This window comes from Rhodococcus sp. PSBB066 (assembly GCF_017068255.1).
Taxonomy (GTDB): domain Bacteria; phylum Actinomycetota; class Actinomycetes; order Mycobacteriales; family Mycobacteriaceae; genus Rhodococcus; species Rhodococcus aetherivorans.
The window spans coordinates 5302272-5320506 of record NZ_CP070859.1 but is presented as its reverse complement, the minus strand read 5'-3'; the positions used below and the strand labels follow the sequence as shown (position 1 = coordinate 5320506).

The following is an 18235-nucleotide window of genomic DNA, read 5'->3' as shown; positions in this document are numbered from 1 at the left end:
GCCTACAGCTTCCGCAGGCGCAGGCGGTTGACCGAATGGTCGGAGTCCTTGCGCAGGACCAGCGTTGCGCGCGGCCGCGTCGGCAGGATGTTGTCCACCAGGTTCGGCCGGTTGATCGAATGCCAGATCTCCTTCGCGGCCCCCACGGCGTCGCGGTCCGACAGGTTCGCGTAGTGGTGAAAATGCGCGTCGGGGTCGGAGAATGCCGTCTTGCGGAGCGCGAGAAACCGCTCGACATACCACTTCTCGATGTCCTCGAGGCGGGCGTCGACGTAGATCGAGAAGTCGAACAGATCCGAGACCATCAGCCGTGGACCGGTCTGCAGGACGTTCAGGCCCTCGATGATGAGGATGTCCGGTTGCCGCACCACGTGGTACTGGCCCGGGATGATGTCGTAGGAGATGTGCGAGTACACCGGAGCGGCCACCTCTGCGGCGCCGGACTTGACCTCCGTGACGAACCGCAGCAGCTTGCGACGGTCGTAGCTCTCCGGAAAGCCCTTGCGGTGCATGATGTTCCGACGCATCAGCTCCCGGGAGGGGTACAGGAAGCCGTCGGTGGTCACCAGGTCCACCCGGGGATGGTGCTCCCACCGCGCCAACAGTGCCTGCAGCACGCGTGCCGTCGTCGACTTGCCGACCGCGACCGACCCGGCCACCCCGATCACGAACGGCACCTGCTGGTCCGGGTGCTTCTCGCCGAGGAACGTGGCGGTCGCGGCGAACAACCGCTGCCGCGCGGCGACCTGCAGGTGGATCAGACGGGCCAGCGGGAGGTACACCTCCGCCACCTCCGCCAGGTCGATCTGCTCGCCGAGGCCGCGCAGGCCGCGCAGTTCCTCCTCGGTCAGCACCAGCGGCGTCGACTTGCGCAGCGTCCGCCACTGCTTGCGATCGAACTCGACGTACGGACTCGGCTCGCTCAGACGCGCCACCGGCACACTCCCGACTCGACGACGGGCCCGGCGGCATACCCCGGGTATGGCTGGCGGCGAAGGATGTCCATATCGGCCGATTGTGCTCGCTGACACATCCGCTCGCCGCGCGGGGTCCGGTTTCCGGGTTCGCCGGCAGGCACGGGGCCGATCCGGGGGACTAGGGTGCCAGGGCATGGACCCGGACTCGTTGGTGCGCGAATATCTCCTGCTCGGCCTGGCATTCGACCGGCTCGAGGAGGGTTTCGTCGACGCCTTCACCGGCGACCCCGCCCTGCGTGGCCGGGTGGAGAACGCGCCGGCCCCCGATCCTCGTGATTTATCCCACACCGCGCGCACACTGCGGGCCGCGCTGCCCGTCTCCGGGCTCTCCGACGAGCGCACCCGCTTCCTCGACGTGCACCTGCGCGCCCTCGAATGCTCGGCCCGCAAGTTCGCCGGTGCGGACATCGCCTTCGTCGACGAGGTCGAGGCCTACTTCGACGTGCATATCGACATGGGCGACGAGGACGCGTACCGCGAGGCCCACCGCCGCATCGACGCGCTGCTGCCGGGCAGCGGCCCGCTCGCCGAGCGAGTGCAGGCCCACCGCAAGTCCGAGGTCGTCCCCGCCGAGCGCCTCGCCGAGTGTGTCGACGCCTTCTCGAGCGCCCTGCGCGACAGGGTCCGCGCGGTGTTCCCACTGCCCGAGACCGAAACCGTCGAATACGAGGTGGTCGGCGACAAACCGTGGTCCGGGTTCAACTACTACCTCGGCAACTACCGCTCCCGCGTCGCGATCAACTCCGACCTCGAACAGCACATGTCCCACCTGCCGCGGCTGATCGCGCACGAGTCCTACCCCGGCCACCACACCGAACACTGCCGCAAGGAGGCCGGACTCGTCGCCGGCGGGCACGACGAGCAGACCCTCTTCGTCGTCAACACCCCGCAGTGCCTCATGGCCGAGGGGCTCGCAGACCTCGCCCTCGAGACGATCGTCGGGCCCGGCTGGGGACAGTGGGCGCAGGACATCTACGCCGACCTGGGCCTGCGGTTCGACGGTGAACTCGCCGAGAAGCTGCACGAGGCGTCCGCCGGCCTGCTCGGCGTCCGCCAGGACGCCGCCCTGCTCCTGCACGACCGCGGCCGCACCGGCGACGACGTCGTCGCCTTCCTGCAGCGCTGGTCGCTGTCGAGCCCGGAGCGGGCCCGGCAGTCGCTGCGCTTCCTGTCGTCGCCGTTGTGGCGCGCCTACATCAGCACCTACGTCGAGGGTTACCGCCTGCTCGGTGGCTGGCTGGCGCAGGCCCCTGCGGGCGCGGAACGCATCGAACGGTTCCGTCGCCTGCTCGACGAACCGCTGGTGCCCAGCGCCCTGCGGTAACGAGCGGGCGTGACCTGGTCCATTGCCCGAGGGGACCGGGTTCCTCGACCGGGGGTGAGGTTCGTAGACTGGTAGGTGAATTCCTGCCGTCCCCAGCTTGGAGAATCCTCGATGACCGTTGTGCCCGGCACCGACGTCAACACCGCCTCGCTCTCAGACCTCGACCCCGAGCTGGCGCAGGCCATGGCCGGCGAGCTGTCGCGCCAGCGCGACACGCTCGAGATGATCGCGTCGGAGAACTTCGTGCCGCGCGCGGTGCTCCAGGCGCAGGGCAGCGTGCTCACCAACAAGTACGCCGAGGGCTACCCGGGGCGCCGCTACTACGGCGGCTGCGAGAACGTCGACATCGTCGAGGACCTCGCCCGCACCCGCGCCAAGGAACTGTTCGGTGCCGAGTTCGCGAACGTCCAGCCGCACTCGGGCGCGCAGGCCAACGCCGCCGTGCTGATGGCGCTGATGAACCCGGGCGAGAAGCTGCTGGGGCTCGACCTCGCCCACGGAGGGCACCTGACCCACGGCATGAAGCTGAACTTCTCCGGCAAGCTGTACGACGTCGCGTCCTACGGGGTCAGCAAGGACGACCACCGCGTCGACATGGACGAGGTCCGCTCCATCGCGGTGGCCGAGAAGCCGAAGGTCATCGTCGCCGGATGGTCCGCGTACCCGCGGCACGAGGACTTCGCCGCGTTCCGCTCCATCGCCGACGAGGTCGGCGCCTACCTGTGGGTCGACATGGCGCACTTCGCCGGGCTCGTCGCCGCGGGCCTGCACCCGTCGCCGGTGCCGTACGCCGACGTCGTGTCCACCACCGTCCACAAGACCCTCGGCGGCCCGCGCTCGGGTCTGATCCTCGCCAAGCAGGAGTGGGCCAAGAAGATCAACTCCGCGGTGTTCCCGGGCCAGCAGGGCGGCCCGCTCATGCACGTCATCGCCGCGAAGGCCGTCGCGCTGAAGATCGCCGCGAGCGAGGAGTTCAAGGACCGGCAGCGCCGCACCGTCTCCGGTGCGCAGATCCTCGCCGAGCGCCTGATGCAGTCCGATGTCACCGACAAGGGCATCACCGTGCTGACCGGCGGCACCGACGTGCACCTCGTCCTCGTCGATCTGCGCAACTCGCAGCTCGACGGCCAGCAGGGCGAGGACCTGCTGCACGAGATCGGCATCACCGTCAACCGCAACGCGGTTCCGTTCGACCCGCGTCCGCCGATGGTCACGTCCGGTCTGCGCATCGGCACCCCGGCACTGGCCACCCGCGGCTTCGGGGACGAGCAGTTCACCGAGGTCGCCGAGATCATCGCGGCCGCGTTGACGGGGTCGTCCGACACCGCGACGCTGCGCGGCCGGGTGAGCAAGCTTGCCGCCGACGCTCCGCTGTACCAGGGTCTCGAGGACTGGAACCTGGTCTAGGCGCGACGCCCGGCAATCTGTCCGGATCGTCTCGTTTACCCAATCTTCACCGACACGCCTCGTCGCTCATCGAGCGGACGGGGCGTGTCGGCGTTAGCGTCGGGGGTGTAGACGGCGCAGTTGCCGGCTACGCGGGAGGTCCTGATCGTGACTGTGACAGGCAGAGCGAGGGGCCGGCACCCGGCCCTCGTGTCCCTCGTGGACACCAGGTTCGACCGGCCCATCGAACGAAGTCTGTGTGGTGCTGCACAGATCTAGGAGCCTCACGTGACTGCAACACGCTCCGTCCCCGCCCGCCGCTCCGGCAGGACCCCGGCGAAGAAACCCGATGTACGCACCTTCGTACTGGACACCTCCGTGTTGCTCTCCGATCCGTGGGCGGTGACCCGCTTCGCTGAGCACGAAGTGGTGCTGCCCCTCGTCGTGATCGGCGAACTCGAAGGCAAACGGCACCATCACGAACTGGGTTGGTTCGCGAGGGAATCGTTGCGGCTGCTCGACGACCTGCGCCTGCAGTACGGCCGGCTCGATCAGCCCATCCCCATCGGGACCGCGGGAGGCACCCTGCACGTCGAGCTCAACCACACCGACCCGGAGGTGTTGCCGGCCGGATTCCGCACCGACACCAACGACTCCCGGATCCTCGCGTGCGCGTTGAACCTCGCCGGCGACGGCCGCGACGTGGTGCTGGTCAGCAAGGACATTCCGCTCCGGGTCAAGGCCGGTGCCGTCGGGCTGACCGCCGACGAGTACCACGCCCAGGACGTGGTGACGTCGGGCTGGACCGGCATGACCGAGCTCGAGGTGGACAGGGCGCTGATCGACGACCTGTTCGCCGAGGGGATCGTCGACCTCGACACCGCGAGGGATCTGCCGTGCCACACCGGGATCCGGCTGCTGGGCGGCTCGTCCAGCGCCCTGGGCCGGGTCACGCCGGACAAGCGGGTGCAGCTGGTGCGCGGAGATCGGGAGGCGTTCGGGTTGCACGGCCGTTCCGCGGAACAGCGGGTGGCGCTGGACCTGCTGCTCGACGAGTCCGTCGGCATCGTCTCGCTCGGCGGGAAAGCCGGGACGGGCAAGTCGGCGCTGGCGCTGACCGCGGGCCTCGAGGCCGTGCTGGAGCGTCGCACCCAGCGCAAGGTCGTGGTGTTCCGGCCGCTGTACGCCGTCGGCGGACAGGAACTGGGCTATCTGCCGGGCAGCGAGAGCGAGAAGATGGGGCCGTGGGCGCAGGCCGTGTTCGATACCCTCGACGGTCTCGCGAGCCCGGAGGTGATGGACGAGGTCATCAGCCGGGGCATGCTGGAAGTGCTTCCGCTGACCCATATCCGGGGCCGGTCGCTGCACGACTCGTTCGTCATCGTCGACGAGGCCCAGTCCCTCGAGCGCAACGTGCTGCTCACCGTGCTGTCCCGGCTCGGCGCCGGCTCGCGGGTGGTGCTCACCCACGACGTCGCCCAGCGCGACAACCTGCGGGTGGGCCGCTACGACGGCGTCGCGGCGGTGATCGAGAAGCTCAAGGGGCATCCGCTTTTCGCGCACGTCACCTTGACCCGCAGTGAGCGCTCGCCGATCGCGGCGCTGGTGACCGAGATGCTCGAGGAGTTCGCCCCGGGCGCCTGACGCCGTCGGCTGGTGGGCCGAATGTCACACCGGTGCGATGTGATCGACCCGATGTGACATTCGGCCACCGCCCCGCGCGAGCGGGTCAGTCCTGGGAGGGGCGCGGGCCGAGTTCGGCCTCGAGGACCTCCTGGACGACGCGCATCGCGGCCAGGCCGGCCGGGGCGCCGCAGTAGGCGCCCGCGTGGATGACCGCCTCGACGATCTCGGTGCGGGTCAGACCGTTTCGCAGGGCGCCGCGCACGTGCCCGCGCAGCTCGTTCTCCGCGCGCAGCGCGATCAGCATGCCCAGGTTGAGCAGGCTGCGGCTGCGACGGTCGAGTCCCGGCCGGGTCCACACCGAGCCCCACACGTGCTCGGTGACGAACTCCTGCATCTCCTCGGAGTCGGTGCCGCGGGCGCGGTCGAAGGCCCGCTCGACGAAGTCGGCGCCCATCACCTCGCTGCGGACCTGAACTCCGGCCTCGAACGCGGGCGTCCGGTCGGCGTCGGTCATCGTCGTGCTCCCTGCCTCGTCGCCGTCGAACGGTTCGGCGGCCGGGGAGATTCTACGACCGGCGCAGCACCGCCCGGAGCGCGCCGGCGCCCAGTGCGCCGACGATCGTGCCGACGTTGTAGTGGTCGTCCCACACCGCGATCTTCCCGTCGCGCAGTTCGAACGTGCCGCACACCCAGAACCGGGTGGAGACGGGGCCGAGGCGCAGGACGTCGGTGCGCTCGGTGAGCACCACGTTTCCGGTCGCGGCGATGTGATGGATGGTGACGTCGAAGCCCAGCGACGGCCGGCGCAGGCCCTCGAGGATGCGCCGCACGCGGGGCAGGCCCCGCACGGTCGGCAGCGACGTGTTGTGCCAGGCGATGTCCGGGTCGAGGAGGGCGACGGCGCGCTCGACGTCCTCGGCGACCATCGCGTCGAGGAACTCGCGGACGACGGCGACGGACTTCTCGTCCACGGAGGTGTGCGGCTCGGTCATGACGCTCCTGTTCGGGTGAAGGTTCCCAGGCCGTTCTCGTTCCAGTACTCGAACGTGACGCCGTCGGGGGTGAAGGTGGCCGTGGAGATCGTCCCGTCCGGGGCGTTCTCACCGCCGTCGATCGGGAAGGTGAACACGTCGCCGTCCCAATGGTCGAGCCGGTAGGTCTGCCCGGCGGGACCGATGGTGAGCACCAGTGTGCCGGCGCGATCGTCGATCCGCGCGGGACCGTAGTACTCGCTGGTGTAGACGCCGGTGTACTGCCCGAGGGGGCGGGCCGGGGCCGGATTCGTGGGAGCGGGGCGTCCGACGAGCGAGCCCTTCGGGTCGTCGAACGATGCGAACGCCTTCTCGTAGAGGGCGAACCAGTCCTCGCGGATCTCGCCGAACTGCACGAGATCGGCGAACTCGGCGGCGAGGGTCTCCGGCACGCCGATCGGGGCGGCATTGGTGAGCGCGACGATCGCGACGTCCGCCGACGGCAGGGCCGTGAACGCGGTCGCGGCACCCAGCGAGAACGCCCCGGAATGGCTCAGCGTCACCCGCCCGGCCGGGCTCGTGCCCACATTGAACCCGTACCCGTAGAACCCCGCCCGGCTGTCGACGGTGCCCGGCGGGCTCGACACGGCCTGCGGGGACACCGCCGGCAGCAGGGCGTCCGCGTCGACGATGCGCCGGCCCTGGTACTCACCGTCGCCGAGCAGCATGGTCAGCCACCGCGCGACGTCGGTGACCGAGGCGCTCACCCCGCCGGCCGGGGACTGGGCGTCGGGATCGCGGACGGCGCGCGCGACGTAGTCGCCGTCGACGAGCTGATGACCCACGGCCCGGTTGGGCCGGGCCTCGTAGTCCTCGAATCGTGAACTGGTGGAGGTCATTCCGAGGGGTTCGTACAGCACCCGTGCCGACAGGTCCGCCCAGTCGGCCCCGGACGCGTCGGCCACCGCCTGCGCCGCGGCCGTGAGCCCGAAGTTGGTGTACTCGTAGGAATCCCGGAACGGCCCGAGCGGCAGCAGGCGGAACCGGTCGAACACCTGCTCGCGGTCGAAACCGAGATCCTCGAGCTCGTCGCCGGCGTGGTCGGGAAGCCCGGAGCGATGGGCGTAGAGATCGCCGACGGTCACGCGGCTCGTCACGTACGGGTCCGCGAGGGCGAAGCCCGGCAGGCGTTCGATCACCGGGGTGTCCCAGCCGATCACGCCCTCGCCGACCTGGTGTGCGACGACGGTTGCGCCGAGCGGCTTCGACATCGACGCCAGCTGGAAGACGGTGTCGGCATCCACTGCGGCGTCGCGGCCGGCCTCGCGCACACCGAACCCCTTCGCGTACACGATCTCACCGCGGTGCACGACCGCGACGGCCATCCCGGGGATGGCGGTCCGATCCATCAGTTCGCGTGCGAGGTCGTCGAGGCGGGCGACGGCGTCGTCGACCTGCCCGTCCGGGATGTCGACGCCGGCAACCTGCGGGGGAGTGAGCGACCGGGACTCCGGCGAGGCCGGTGCCGAGGACGTCGGGGAATCGGTGTCGACCGAGACGCACCCGGCCGACAGGGTCGCCACGAGGGCGAGGGCGGCGCCGATCCGGCGACGACGGGGTGCGCGCATGTCACGGCCTTTCTCGTCCGTCGCATGGTAAGCCCTGCGTCCGTGGCGCGGAAGCGTTCTGTTCCGCGTCACGGGCGCCGGTGACGGCGACGGACGCCGGTCGCAGCCTCGTTCGCCGATCGTTGTCCGACTGTGACGAGGAGAGCGGGCCGGGACGGTCGAACCGCCGCACCGGGCGCGACCTGCGCCGATGCTGCGATCGCGGCGGGGCGCGGACGGGCACCGGCCGCGCGGTCCGGTCCGGCGCGAGGAAACCGCCGCACGGGACGGTACGGGATGGTTAGCGTCGAGGGGCCGGTGTTCGGATGCCAACGAGGAGTGATCCCATGAATCGAATCCCGCGTCGTTCTGCCACTGTCGCCGCGGCCGTCGCCGCTGCAGGGCTGGTATTGGCCGGCTGCAGCAGCGACGACGGCACCACCGCAGAGGATGTGGTCGGCAGCGCCACGAGTGCAGCGCAGTCCGCGGTCGAGGGGGCAACGTCCGCCGCCCGGTCCGCGGTCGAAGACGCCACCGGAACCGGAGGCCCCACGGAACCGGGCGCCTCCGTGGAGGAGACGACCACGCTGCCGGGTGCGGGCGGCGCCGAGTACACCATCAGCGGGCCGATTCTCGCGAAGTACAACGAGATCGGCGGGGCGAACAGCCCGCTCGGGGCGCCGACCGCGGATCAGCAGGACGTCGGCGACGGCTACATTGCGGAGTTCGAGGGCGGCATCATCGCCTGGAGTCCCGACACCGACTCGCACGTGGTGTGGGGCGAGATCCGCACCGCCTGGGAGGCCCAGGGCGGCGCGGAGGGTGAACTCGGCTTCCCGATCAGTGACGAGCGCCCGATCCCGAACGGCCTGGAGAGCGAGTTCGAGATGGGCACCATCACCTACGTCGCGGGTGCGACGCAGGTGATCCCGAAGTAACCCGTCCCGATGTAGCCCGCGCCGGCTACGGCTGGAACACGAGCCGGCCGACGGTGTGCCCGTCCCCGAGGCGGGCCACCCCGTCGGCGACGTCGTCGAGGGAGAGCCGCTCGCTGATCAGCGGCTTGATGGCGCCGTCGTCGGCGAGGCGGCACAGTTCCTCGTGGCACGCCTCGATCGCGGCACGGTTGTACTGCCGGTACAGGCCCCAGTGCAGGCCGATGATCGAGTAGTTCTTGATGAGCGCGTGGTTCAGCGCCGGTTGCGGGATGGTGCCCCCGGCGAACCCGATCACCAGGATGCGGCCCTCGAACGCGATGCACTTGGTGGAGCGGTTGTACGAGTCGCCGCCGACGGGGTCGTAGATCACGTCCGCGCCGCGGCCGGCGGTGACGTCCTTGACGACGTCGACGAAGTCCTCGCGGTGCCGGTCGACGACGACGTCGGCGCCGAGAGCCCGGCAGTAGTCGGCCTTCTCGGCGCCGCCGACGACACCGATCACGGTGGCCCCGGCGGCCTTGCCGAGTTGCACTGCGGCACTGCCGACCCCACCGGCGGCAGCGTGCACGAGCAGGGTCTCCCCGGCCCGCAACTGCGTACGGCGGTGCAGGGCGAACCACGACGTCTGGTACCCGATCGACAGCGCCGAGGCCTCGGCGTCGTCGAGGGACGCCGGAGCGCGGTAGGCGTCCTCCTCCGGAACCACGGCGAGCTCGGCGAATCCGCCGAAGGGGAACTCGGGATTGCCGATGATCCGGTCGCCGACGGCGAAGCGGGTGACGCCCTCGCCGGCCGCGACGACGGTCCCGGCGAGTTCGACGCCCGGTGTGAAGGGCAGTTCCGGCTTCAGCTGGTACTGCCCGCGGCACAGCAGCACGTCGGGGAAGTTGGCCGGCGCCGCGGCGACGCGCACGACGAGCCGTCCGGGCCCCGCCTCGGGGTCGGGGACGTCCATCAGCTGCAGCGCTTCCTTGGGCTCGCCCACTTCGTGAATTCGCCAGGCCTTCATAGGGTTACCTTTCGCTCGAGTTCGGTGTGCGGAGGTGCGCTCAGCGGGCGGCGACGCCGGCCTCGGCTGCGGCGGCGGTACCGAGCATCGCTCCACCGTCGACGACGAGGGTCTCGCCGGTGATCCAGCTCGCCGCGTCGGAGGCGAGGAAGGCCACCGCCGAGGCGATGTCGGCCGGTTCGCCGATCCTGCCGAGCGGCAGGGCCGCGTCGAGCCGGTCCTCGTGGTCCTTCCACAGGGCCTCGGCCAGGCGAGTGCGCACGACGCCCGGGGCGACGGCGTTGACCCGCACCCGCGGCGCCAGCTCGAGGGCGAGCTGGCGGGTGAGGTGGATCAGCGCCGCCTTCGAGGCGTTGTAGAGGCCGATGTTCGCTTCGGGTGCCATCCCGCCGACGGAGGCGGTGTTGACGACCGCGCCCCCGTGCTCGCCCATCCACTCCCGCACGGCCAGGGAGGTCCACAGCACCGGACCCCACAGGTTGACGTCGAAGGTCTTGGCGAACCGGGCGTGGTCCTGGGCGATCACCGGGCCGAACGCGGGGTTGGTGCCGGCGTTGTTGACGAGGATGTCCAGGCGCCCGAACCGCTCGACGGTGAGTTCGACGCACCGCCGGGCCGCGTCCTCGTCGACCGCGTGCGCGCCGACACCGAGTGCGGTGCCCCGCACCCCGGCCGCCGTGACCTGCGCGGCCGCGGCGTCGGCCGCGTCCTGCTTGCGGGAGGTGAGCACCACGTTCGCGCCGGCCGCCGCGAGGTCCCGGGCGACGGCCAGGCCGATACCGCGGGACGCCCCGGTGACGATCGCGGTGCGGCCGGTCAGATCGAGTCCGGTCATGGGTCAGCCCACCGTCACCTTGTGGCCGTTGACCGACGGGGCGCCGGCGGGAGCGGTGCGGTACTTGCGCAGCTCGGCGACGGCGATGGAGCGCTTGTGCACCTCGTCGGGGCCGTCGGCGAGGCGCAGCGTGCGCATGTGTGCGTACATCATCGCGAGCGGGAAGTCGTCGGTGACGCCGCCGCCGCCGTGCACCTGGATGGCACGGTCGATGATCTTCAGCGCCATCGTCGGGGCGGCGACCTTGATGGCCGCGATCTCCATGCGTGCCTGCTTGTTGCCGACGGTGTCCATCAGGTGCGCCGCCTTCAGGGTGAGCAGCCGGGTCATCTCGATCTCGATGCGGGCCTCGGCGATCCAGTCCTGGATGTTGGCGCGCTCGCTGAGGGGCTGACCGAACGTCACCCGGCTCGACGCGCGCCGGCACAGGAGCTCGAGGGCCCGCTCGGCCATGCCGATGGCGCGCATGCAGTGGTGGATGCGGCCGGGTCCGAGCCGGGCCTGGCTGATCGCGAAGCCCTCGCCCTCGCCCGCGAGGACGTCCTTGCTCGGCACCCGCACGTTCTCGAAGGTGATCTCGGCGTGGCCCTCGCGGTCGGCGTACCCGAAGACCGGCAGGTTGCGCACCACTGTCACGCCGGGGGCGTCGATCGGGACGACCATCATCGACTGCTGGCGGTGCGGGGCGGCGGTGGGATCGGTCTTGCCCATCACGATGAGTACCTTGCAGTTCTTGTGCATCGCGTTGGAGGCGAACCACTTACGCCCGTTGAGGACGTACTCGTCGCCGTCCCGGACCATGGACAGCTCGATGTTGGTGGCGTCGGAGCTGGCGACGGCGGGTTCGGTCATCGCGAACGCCGAGGCCATCGTGCCCTCGAGCAGCGGGCGCAGGTACTTCTCCTTGTGCTCGTCGGTCCCGAAGAGGGTGAGCACCTCCATGTTGCCGGTGTCGGGGGCGTTGCAGTTGCACGCCTCGGAGGCGATGTGGCTGCGGCCCATGATCTCGGCGAGGGGCGCGTACTCGAGGTTGGTCAGGCCCGGGCCCCAGTCGGGGTGGGGGTGGAAGAGGTTCCACAGGCCACGCCGGCGGGCCTCGGCCTTGAGCTCCTCGAGGATCGGGGGCTGGAAGTGCGGGTCCCCGGAGGCGCGCATCTGCTCCTCGTACACCGCCTCGGCGGGGTAGACGTGCTCGTCCATGAAGGCGAGCAGGGTGTCGCGGTACTGCACGGTGCGCTCGGACATTTCGTAGACCGACATGGTCACTCCTGGCGGAAGGGGGGCAGGGCTGGGATCGCCCGTCGTCGAAGGCGGTGCGTCGCGAAGAGGATGGTGACGGACGTCTCCCTCTCTGTATAGTTGAACGCGGTTTCAACTTCAAGTTTCGATTCGGCGCGAGTCGTTCCGGCCGCGCGGAGAGGAAGCATCCATGACCGACGACATCACCACCCTGCCCGTGCGTCCCACGGGCCTCGACGACCTCCAGGCCCTGGTGGGACGGGATATCGGGCCGACCGACTGGGTGCCGGTCACCCAGGAACTCGTGAACGCCTTCGCCGAGGTCACCGACGACCACCAGTGGATCCACGTCGACCCCGAGCGCGCCGCGACGAGTCCTCTGGGCACGACGATCGCGCACGGTCTGCTCGTGCTCTCGCTGGGGCCGGGACTGTCCTACAAGCTCATGAGCTTCGACGGGTTCGCCCACGGGCTCAACTACGGCTACGACAAGGTGCGCTTCGTCTCGCCGCTGCCGGTGGGCTCCCGCATCCGGATGCGCATGCAGGTTCTCGGGGCCGAGGCCGCCGGCGGCGGCATCCAGATCCGGACGCTGCAGACGTTCGAGCGCGAGGGGCAGGAGAAGCCGGTCGCGGTGGCCGAGTCGCTCGCCCGCGTCGTCGCCTGAGGGGTATACGGCAAAGATGCTGCCGGCCTCCACGAGTGATCGTGGAGGCCGGCAGCACCCGTTCCGGTTACCGTGCGTGGGCGATGCCCGGGACGGCCTTCGGGTCGCGGCGCACCGCCGCGGGGTTGGTCTCCTTCAGCACCCACGCCGAGAACAGCGTGAGGGCGCCCATCAGGGCCACGAACACCGAGACCCACGTCGTCGTGCCGGTGTTGGCGATCAGGGCGGTCATGATGAACGGCGTGCCACCGCTGACGGTGACGGCGGCGAGCTGGTAGGCGAGCGACGCGCCCGAGAGCCGGACGTTCGGTTCGAAGAGCTCGCCCAGGTACGCCGCCAGTGGGCCGTACGTCATGGACTGGAAGATCGAGCCGACCGTGACGGCCACCGCGAACAACACGAGATTCGCGGTGTTGACGAGCCAGAAGTAGGGGAAGGCCCACAGCACGAGCGCCGCGGCCCCGATCATGATCATCGGCCGGCGGCCGACGCGGTCGGAGATCCACCCCGACCACAGGATGAACCCGAGACCCACCAGCGAGCTGGCCAGCGACACGGCCAGGATCGAGTTGCGGTTCATGCCGAGTTCGGTGGTGCCGTAGCTCAGGACGCCGGCGATGCTGATGTAGAACAGCGAGTTCGTCGCGGCGAGCAGGCCGCAGCCCAGCAGGATCTTGCGCCAGTGGGTGCGGATCGCCTCGGCCAGCGGGGCCTGGACGACCTGCTGCTCGGGCCGGGTGGCTGCGACTTCGGCCTGCAGTTCCCGGAATTCGGGGGTGTCCTCCACCTTGGTCTGGATGTAGAGGACGACGGGGAACAGCGCCGCGCTGGCGAGGAACGGGATCCGCCAGCCCCAGTCGAGGAACACCTCGTTCGGCATCGCGGCCGTCGCCGTCAGGAAGGCGACGTTGCCCAGGATGACGCCGCACGGCACACCCATCTGCCCGAACGTGCCGGCGAAGCCGCGCCGCTTGGGATCCGCGGACTCGGTGAGCAGCAGGACGATTCCGCCCCACTGTCCGCCGCAGGCGATGCCCTGCAGGAAGCGCAGCGTCACCAGGAGGATGGGGGCGAGGACGCCGATGGAGGCGGCGGAGGGCAGGCAGCCGATGAGGAACGTCGCCAGGCCCATGAGCAGCAGGGAGACCACGACGACGGGTTTGCGGCCGTAGCGGTCACCGAAGTGGCCGGCTACGAGTCCGCCGATGGGACGGGCCACGAATCCGGCCCAGAAGGTGCTGAAGGACAACAGCGTTCCCATCAGGGGTGAGCTGTCGGGGAAGAACACGTGCGGGAAGACCAGCGCCGCGGCGGTGCCGTAGAGAAAGAAGTCGTACCACTCGATCGAGCTGCCGATGAGCCCGGCGGCGAGCAGCTTACGATGAGCGCGCGTGTGGTGCGACGTGCCGGCGGGCGCGATGCCGGTCGGACTCACGGATGACGATGTCACAGATCAATTCCTCCGGTCGGACGGGCCGAGAAACAGCACTCAAACATGAATTCGGGTTCAGGCTGTGGTGCTAGTCTGGGGCATCCGTCATGTGATGTCAATCACGAGCGGGCCTCCCCCCAAAATGTCACTCGACGAAGGGAAACCAGTCATGGCCAGTGTTCTCGACCCCGTCCTCGCCCATGCGGACGCGGCGCCGGAACGCATCGCCCTGCGCACGCAGGACGGGCAGCGAAGCTATCGCCGGCTTCGCGACGACGCGCTGCGCTACGGCGCACTGCTCCGCGGTCGCGGCGTCACCACCGGCGACCGGGTGCTCCTGCTCGCCCCGTCGGTACCCGAATTCGTCGTGGCCTACCTGGGCATCCAGGCGGTCGGCGCCGTGGTGGTTCCGGTGAACACCATGTCCACCGCGGCCGAGCTGAGCTATACGCTCGGGGACTCGCGGGCCGTGCTCGCGATCGCCTGGCACGGCGCCTCCGCCTCGGTGGCCGAGGCCGCGGAGGGTCTCGGCGTGCCGTGGCTGCCGCTGGAGCCGGGCGCCGCGGTCGAGGAGGACCCCATCGACCCCGTCGACCGTGCCGACGGCGACATCGCGGCGGTGCTGTACACGTCGGGCACCACCGGCCGCCCCAAGGGGGCCCAGCTCACCGTCTCGAATCTGCTGTCCGCGGGCCGTATTTCGTGCACATTGTCCGGATCGGGACCCGAGGACCGCGTGGGGACCGGATTGCCGCTGTTCCACATCTTCGGCCAGGCCTCGGTGATGATGTCGGCGTTCACCGCCGGATCCTCCCTGTCCCTGCTGTCCCCGTTCGACCCGGCGGCGATGCTCGATCTCGTGGTCCGGGATCGGCTGACGGTGGTGTGCGGGGTTCCGACCATGTGGAACGCGATGCTTCATGCCGAATCGCCCTACGGCCCGGCGGATTTCGAGGGGCTGCGGCTGGCGGTCTCGGGGGGAGCGTCGCTGCCGGGTGAGGTGGCCCGCGACTTCGGGCAGCGCTTCGGCTGCACCATCCGGGAGGGCTACGGCCTGACGGAAACCACGGCCATGGCGACCTTCTCATGGGGGGACGTCCCGGCGCGCATCGGGTACAGCGGAACCGCGGCCCCGGACATCGAGGTCGAGGTCTACGGGCCGGACGGTGCCCCGTGCGGGCCCGGCGAGGTGGGGGAGGTGTTCGTCCGCGGACCCGTCGTCATGACCGGCTACTGGCAGCGCCCGGCCGACACCGCGGCCGTGCTCGACGAGCAGGGCTGGTTCCGCACCGGCGACCTCGGAGAGTTCGACGAGCAGGGCCGGTTGCGCATCGTCGACCGGGTCAAGGACCTCGTCATCCGCGGCGGCTACAACGTGTACCCCAGCGAGGTGGAGGAGGTGCTCTACGAGCATCCCGACGTCGTCGAGGCCGCCGTCGTGGGCGTCCCGGACCGGCACTACGGCGAGGAGATCGCCGCGGTGGTCGTGCTGCGCGACGGCGGCCGCGCCGACGCCGAGGACGTCGTGCGATGGTGCCGGGAGCGGTTGTCCGCCTACAAGGCACCCCGCATCGTCCGCTTCGTCGACGCACTGCCGAAGGGGGCGTCCGGGAAGATCCTCAAGCGGGCCATCGACCGGGACGAGTTGTCCCGGTTCGTCGTACGCCGCTCCGAGTCGGCGGTGTGATCCGCGCCGTCCGCTGCCGGGTGCCACACCCGGCAGCGGACGGCACCCGACTCAGTACGTGTCGCGGCGTTCGAAGATCTCGCGCGGGTTGTCGATCAGCATCCGGTCGATGTCCGCCTCGCTCACCCCGGCCTCCCGCAGGGCGGGCAGCACGTCGTTGTGCAGGTGCATGTAGCTCCACCGCGGCGTCTCCACGGCGAGCATCTTCGGATCGAGCCAGTCGTTGAGGGTGGCGTAGTCCTGCGACAGCAGCATCCGGCCGGCATAGCCGCGCTCGACGAGGGTCGCGATGGTCTTCACCCGCTGCTCGAATCCGAGGTAGACGTCGACGCCGCAGCGGTCCATGCCGATGTACGACCCGGCGTCCATCAGCGACGTGAGGTAGCCGATGTCGTCGGAATCGCCGCTGTGGCCGACGATCACACGGGAGAGGTCGACACCCTCCTCGGTGAACAGGCGCTGCATCACCAGCCCCGACTCGGAGTGGGCGTGGGTGTGCACGGTGATCGGCACGCCGGTGCGGCGGTGGGCGACCGCCACGGCCCGGGCCGTGCGTTCGACGCCTGCGGTCAGGCCCGGGGCGTCGATGGCGCACTTGAGCATTCCGGCGCGCACTCCGGAATCGAGGATGCCCTCCTCGATGTCGCGGACGAAGAAGTCCACCAGGGGTTCCGGGCCACCGAACAGGGTGCCGGGGCCGCGGTAGTGGAAGTAGTGCGGCAGGTCCATGTAGGTGTAGAGACCGGTCGCCACGACGATGTTCATGTCGGTGGCCTCGGCGACCCGCCGGATCAGGTCGATGTTGCGGCCCGTGCCGACCACGGTGAGGTCGACGAACGTGTCGAAGCCGGCCGCGTGCACCTCCCGGACGCGGTCGATCGCCTCCGCGACCGCCGCGTCGAGGTCGACGCCGATGTCCCAGTTGCCGTGCAGTTCGGGGGAGAGGACGAACAGGTGCTCGTGCATCAACGTCCGGCCGAGGCTGCCGCTGTCGACGGTGCCGGTGACGGTGGGGACGGTGGTCATGGCGTCTCGCTTCCTGAAGACCTGAATTAGAATTCAGCTTCATATGAGACCACGATGAGACGCCTGTCACAAGACCCCACCCGGCGTCGGGCGCAGTCAGCCCTGCGGCTCGACCCGCGTCATCGCCAGCACGTCGAGCCGCCGATCCAGCTCCTCCTCGCTCAGGCCGTCGCCGATCAGGCCCCGGTCGATCACCGCCTGCCGGATCGTCTTCTTCTCCCGCAGCGCCTCCTTCGCGACCGCGGCGGCCTCCTCGTATCCGATCGCCGAGTTCAGCGGCGTCACGATCGACGGCGACGACTCCGCCAGGGTGCGCAGGTGCTCGGTGTTCGCCACGAGACCGTCGACGCACCGCTCGGCGAACAGGCGCGAGACGTTGGCCAGCAGGCGCAACGACTCGAGCAGGTTGCGAGCCATCATCGGGATGTACACGTTGAGCTCGAACGCGCCCGCGGCGCCGCCCCACGCCACGGCCGCGTCGTTGCCCACGACCTGCGCCGCCACCTGGGTCACCGCCTCCGGCAGCACGGGGTTCACCTTGCCCGGCATGATCGAGCTGCCCGGCTGCAGGTCCGGCAGCTGGATCTCGGCGAGACCCGTCAACGGACCCGACCCCATCCACCGGATGTCGTTCGCGATCTTCGTCAGCGAGACCGCGATGGTCCGCAGCGCCCCGGACGCCTCGACCAGACCGTCGCGCGCGGCCTGCGCTTCGAAACTGTTCTTCGCCGGCGTCAGCGCCTCCACCCCGGTCGCGCGCACCAGTTCGGCGACGACGCGGGGGCCGAACCCCTCGGGGGCATTCAGGCCCGTCCCGACGGCGGTGCCGCCGATGGCCAGCTCGCCGAGCCGCGGCAGCGTCGCCTGCACCCGCTCGATGCCGGCCTCGATCTGCCGGGCGTAGCCCCCGAACTCCTGCCCGAGCGTGACCGGCACGGCATCCATCAGATGGGTCCGGCCGGACTTGACGACCCGCTTCCACTCCTCCGCCTTCGCGGCGAGGGACGCCCGCAGCTGGTCGAGGGCCGGGATGAGATCCTTCACCGCCGCCTCGGTGGCGGCGACGTGCGTCGCGGTGGGGAAGGTGTCGTTCGACGACTGCGACATGTTGACGTGATCGTTGGGATGCACCGTCACCCCGCGCTGCGCGGCGAGGCTCGCGATGACCTCGTTGGCGTTCATGTTCGAGCTCGTGCCCGAACCGGTCTGGAACACGTCGATGGGGAACTGGTCGTCGTGCAGGCCCTCGGCGATCTCGGTAGCGGCGGCGACGATCGCGTCGGCCTTCTCCGCGTCGAGCAGGCCCAGGTCCTGGTTGACCCGGGCACACGCCGCCTTGAGCAGGCCCATCGCGCGGATCTGGGTGCGTTCGAGGCCGCGGCCGGAGATCGGGAAGTTCTCCACGGCCCGCTGGGTCTGAGCGCGCCACAGGGCGTCGGCCGGGACCCGGACCTCACCCATGGTGTCGTGTTCGATTCGGAACTGCTGCTCGGGATTTTCGGCCATGGCTT

General features: G+C 70.1%; 16 protein-coding genes. 6 read left to right on the top strand and 10 right to left on the bottom strand.

From position 1 onward, the window contains the following. Positions 1–2: 2 nt before the first annotated feature. On the bottom strand, positions 3–935 hold the full coding sequence (coaA, locus tag JYA75_RS24145; RefSeq protein ID WP_006940397.1) for a type I pantothenate kinase: 933 nt from the start codon (positions 933–935) through the stop codon (positions 3–5). Positions 936–1110: 175 nt separating this feature from the next. Between coaA and JYA75_RS24140 the strand changes: the two genes are divergently transcribed. The 3 genes from JYA75_RS24140 (at position 1111) to JYA75_RS24130 (ending at position 5331) form a co-directional block, all read left to right on the top strand. Further along, on the top strand, positions 1111–2301 hold the full coding sequence (locus tag JYA75_RS24140) for a DUF885 domain-containing protein (RefSeq protein ID WP_203329467.1): 1191 nt from the start codon (positions 1111–1113) through the stop codon (positions 2299–2301). A gap of 111 nt (positions 2302–2412) precedes the next feature. Next, the gene (gene glyA, locus JYA75_RS24135) at positions 2413–3708 is read left to right on the top strand and encodes a serine hydroxymethyltransferase (protein ID WP_006940399.1); all 1296 of its coding nucleotides are present in this window, start codon (positions 2413–2415) and stop codon (positions 3706–3708) included. Positions 3709–4053: 345 nt separating this feature from the next. Continuing rightward, on the top strand, positions 4054–5331 hold the full coding sequence (locus tag JYA75_RS24130; RefSeq protein WP_072634868.1) for a PhoH family protein: 1278 nt from the start codon (positions 4054–4056) through the stop codon (positions 5329–5331). A gap of 85 nt (positions 5332–5416) precedes the next feature. Here the strand turns inward: JYA75_RS24130 and JYA75_RS24125 are convergent, their stop codons facing one another. Genes JYA75_RS24125 through JYA75_RS24115 form a run of 3 tightly spaced genes read right to left on the bottom strand, consistent with a single transcriptional unit; the run spans position 5417 to position 7912 of the window. Then, a complete protein-coding gene (locus JYA75_RS24125) occupies positions 5417–5827 on the bottom strand; it encodes a carboxymuconolactone decarboxylase family protein (RefSeq protein ID WP_006940401.1) in 411 nt (136 codons plus the stop codon). A 52-nt stretch (positions 5828–5879) separates the two neighbouring features. Continuing rightward, entirely contained in the window at positions 5880–6305 is a 426-nt protein-coding gene (locus tag JYA75_RS24120) for a limonene-1,2-epoxide hydrolase family protein (protein WP_006940402.1), read from the bottom strand. Next, positions 6302–7912, bottom strand: coding sequence for a serine hydrolase (locus tag JYA75_RS24115; protein ID WP_043799707.1), 1611 nt, complete (start codon positions 7910–7912; stop codon positions 6302–6304). Before JYA75_RS24115 ends, JYA75_RS24120 begins: the two co-directional genes overlap by 4 nt. 326 nt (positions 7913–8238) lie before the next feature. Here JYA75_RS24115 and JYA75_RS24110 point away from each other — a divergent pair, with 326 nt between their 5' ends. After that, the gene (locus tag JYA75_RS24110; protein WP_029542213.1) at positions 8239–8829 is read left to right on the top strand and encodes an esterase; all 591 of its coding nucleotides are present in this window, start codon (positions 8239–8241) and stop codon (positions 8827–8829) included. A gap of 25 nt (positions 8830–8854) precedes the next feature. Here the strand turns inward: JYA75_RS24110 and JYA75_RS24105 are convergent, their stop codons facing one another. The 3 genes from JYA75_RS24105 to JYA75_RS24095 are packed head-to-tail and all read right to left on the bottom strand — an operon-like array spanning position 8855 to position 11933. Further along, positions 8855–9838 (bottom strand): NADPH:quinone oxidoreductase family protein, encoded by a 984-nt coding sequence (locus JYA75_RS24105; RefSeq protein WP_029542215.1) that lies wholly within the window; start codon positions 9836–9838, stop codon positions 8855–8857. A gap of 40 nt (positions 9839–9878) precedes the next feature. Continuing rightward, positions 9879–10673 (bottom strand): SDR family oxidoreductase, encoded by a 795-nt coding sequence (locus JYA75_RS24100; RefSeq protein WP_043799712.1) that lies wholly within the window; start codon positions 10671–10673, stop codon positions 9879–9881. Between the two features lie 3 nt (positions 10674–10676). After that, the gene (locus tag JYA75_RS24095) at positions 10677–11933 is read right to left on the bottom strand and encodes an acyl-CoA dehydrogenase family protein (RefSeq protein ID WP_029542219.1); all 1257 of its coding nucleotides are present in this window, start codon (positions 11931–11933) and stop codon (positions 10677–10679) included. 169 nt (positions 11934–12102) lie between these two features. On the opposite strand from JYA75_RS24095, the gene JYA75_RS24090 reads away from it, so the two are divergent. Continuing rightward, positions 12103–12579, top strand: coding sequence for a MaoC family dehydratase (locus JYA75_RS24090; RefSeq protein ID WP_029542221.1), 477 nt, complete (start codon positions 12103–12105; stop codon positions 12577–12579). A 67-nt stretch (positions 12580–12646) separates the two neighbouring features. Here JYA75_RS24090 and JYA75_RS24085 read toward each other — a convergent pair whose 3' ends face one another. Next, positions 12647–14029: an MFS transporter gene (locus tag JYA75_RS24085; protein WP_029542223.1), complete on the bottom strand. Its 1383-nt coding sequence runs from the start codon at positions 14027–14029 to the stop codon at positions 12647–12649. 151 nt (positions 14030–14180) lie between these two features. Here JYA75_RS24085 and JYA75_RS24080 point away from each other — a divergent pair, with 151 nt between their 5' ends. Continuing rightward, positions 14181–15698: an AMP-binding protein gene (locus JYA75_RS24080; protein WP_203329466.1), complete on the top strand. Its 1518-nt coding sequence runs from the start codon at positions 14181–14183 to the stop codon at positions 15696–15698. A 51-nt stretch (positions 15699–15749) separates the two neighbouring features. Here JYA75_RS24080 and JYA75_RS24075 read toward each other — a convergent pair whose 3' ends face one another. Next, a complete protein-coding gene (locus JYA75_RS24075) occupies positions 15750–16724 on the bottom strand; it encodes a phosphotriesterase (RefSeq protein WP_006932897.1) in 975 nt (324 codons plus the stop codon). Between the two features lie 96 nt (positions 16725–16820). After that, positions 16821–18230 carry a class II fumarate hydratase gene (locus JYA75_RS24070; protein ID WP_029542230.1) on the bottom strand — a complete coding sequence of 470 codons (1410 nt, stop codon included), beginning with the start codon at positions 18228–18230 and terminating at the stop codon, positions 16821–16823. Positions 18231–18235 lie beyond the last annotated feature (5 nt).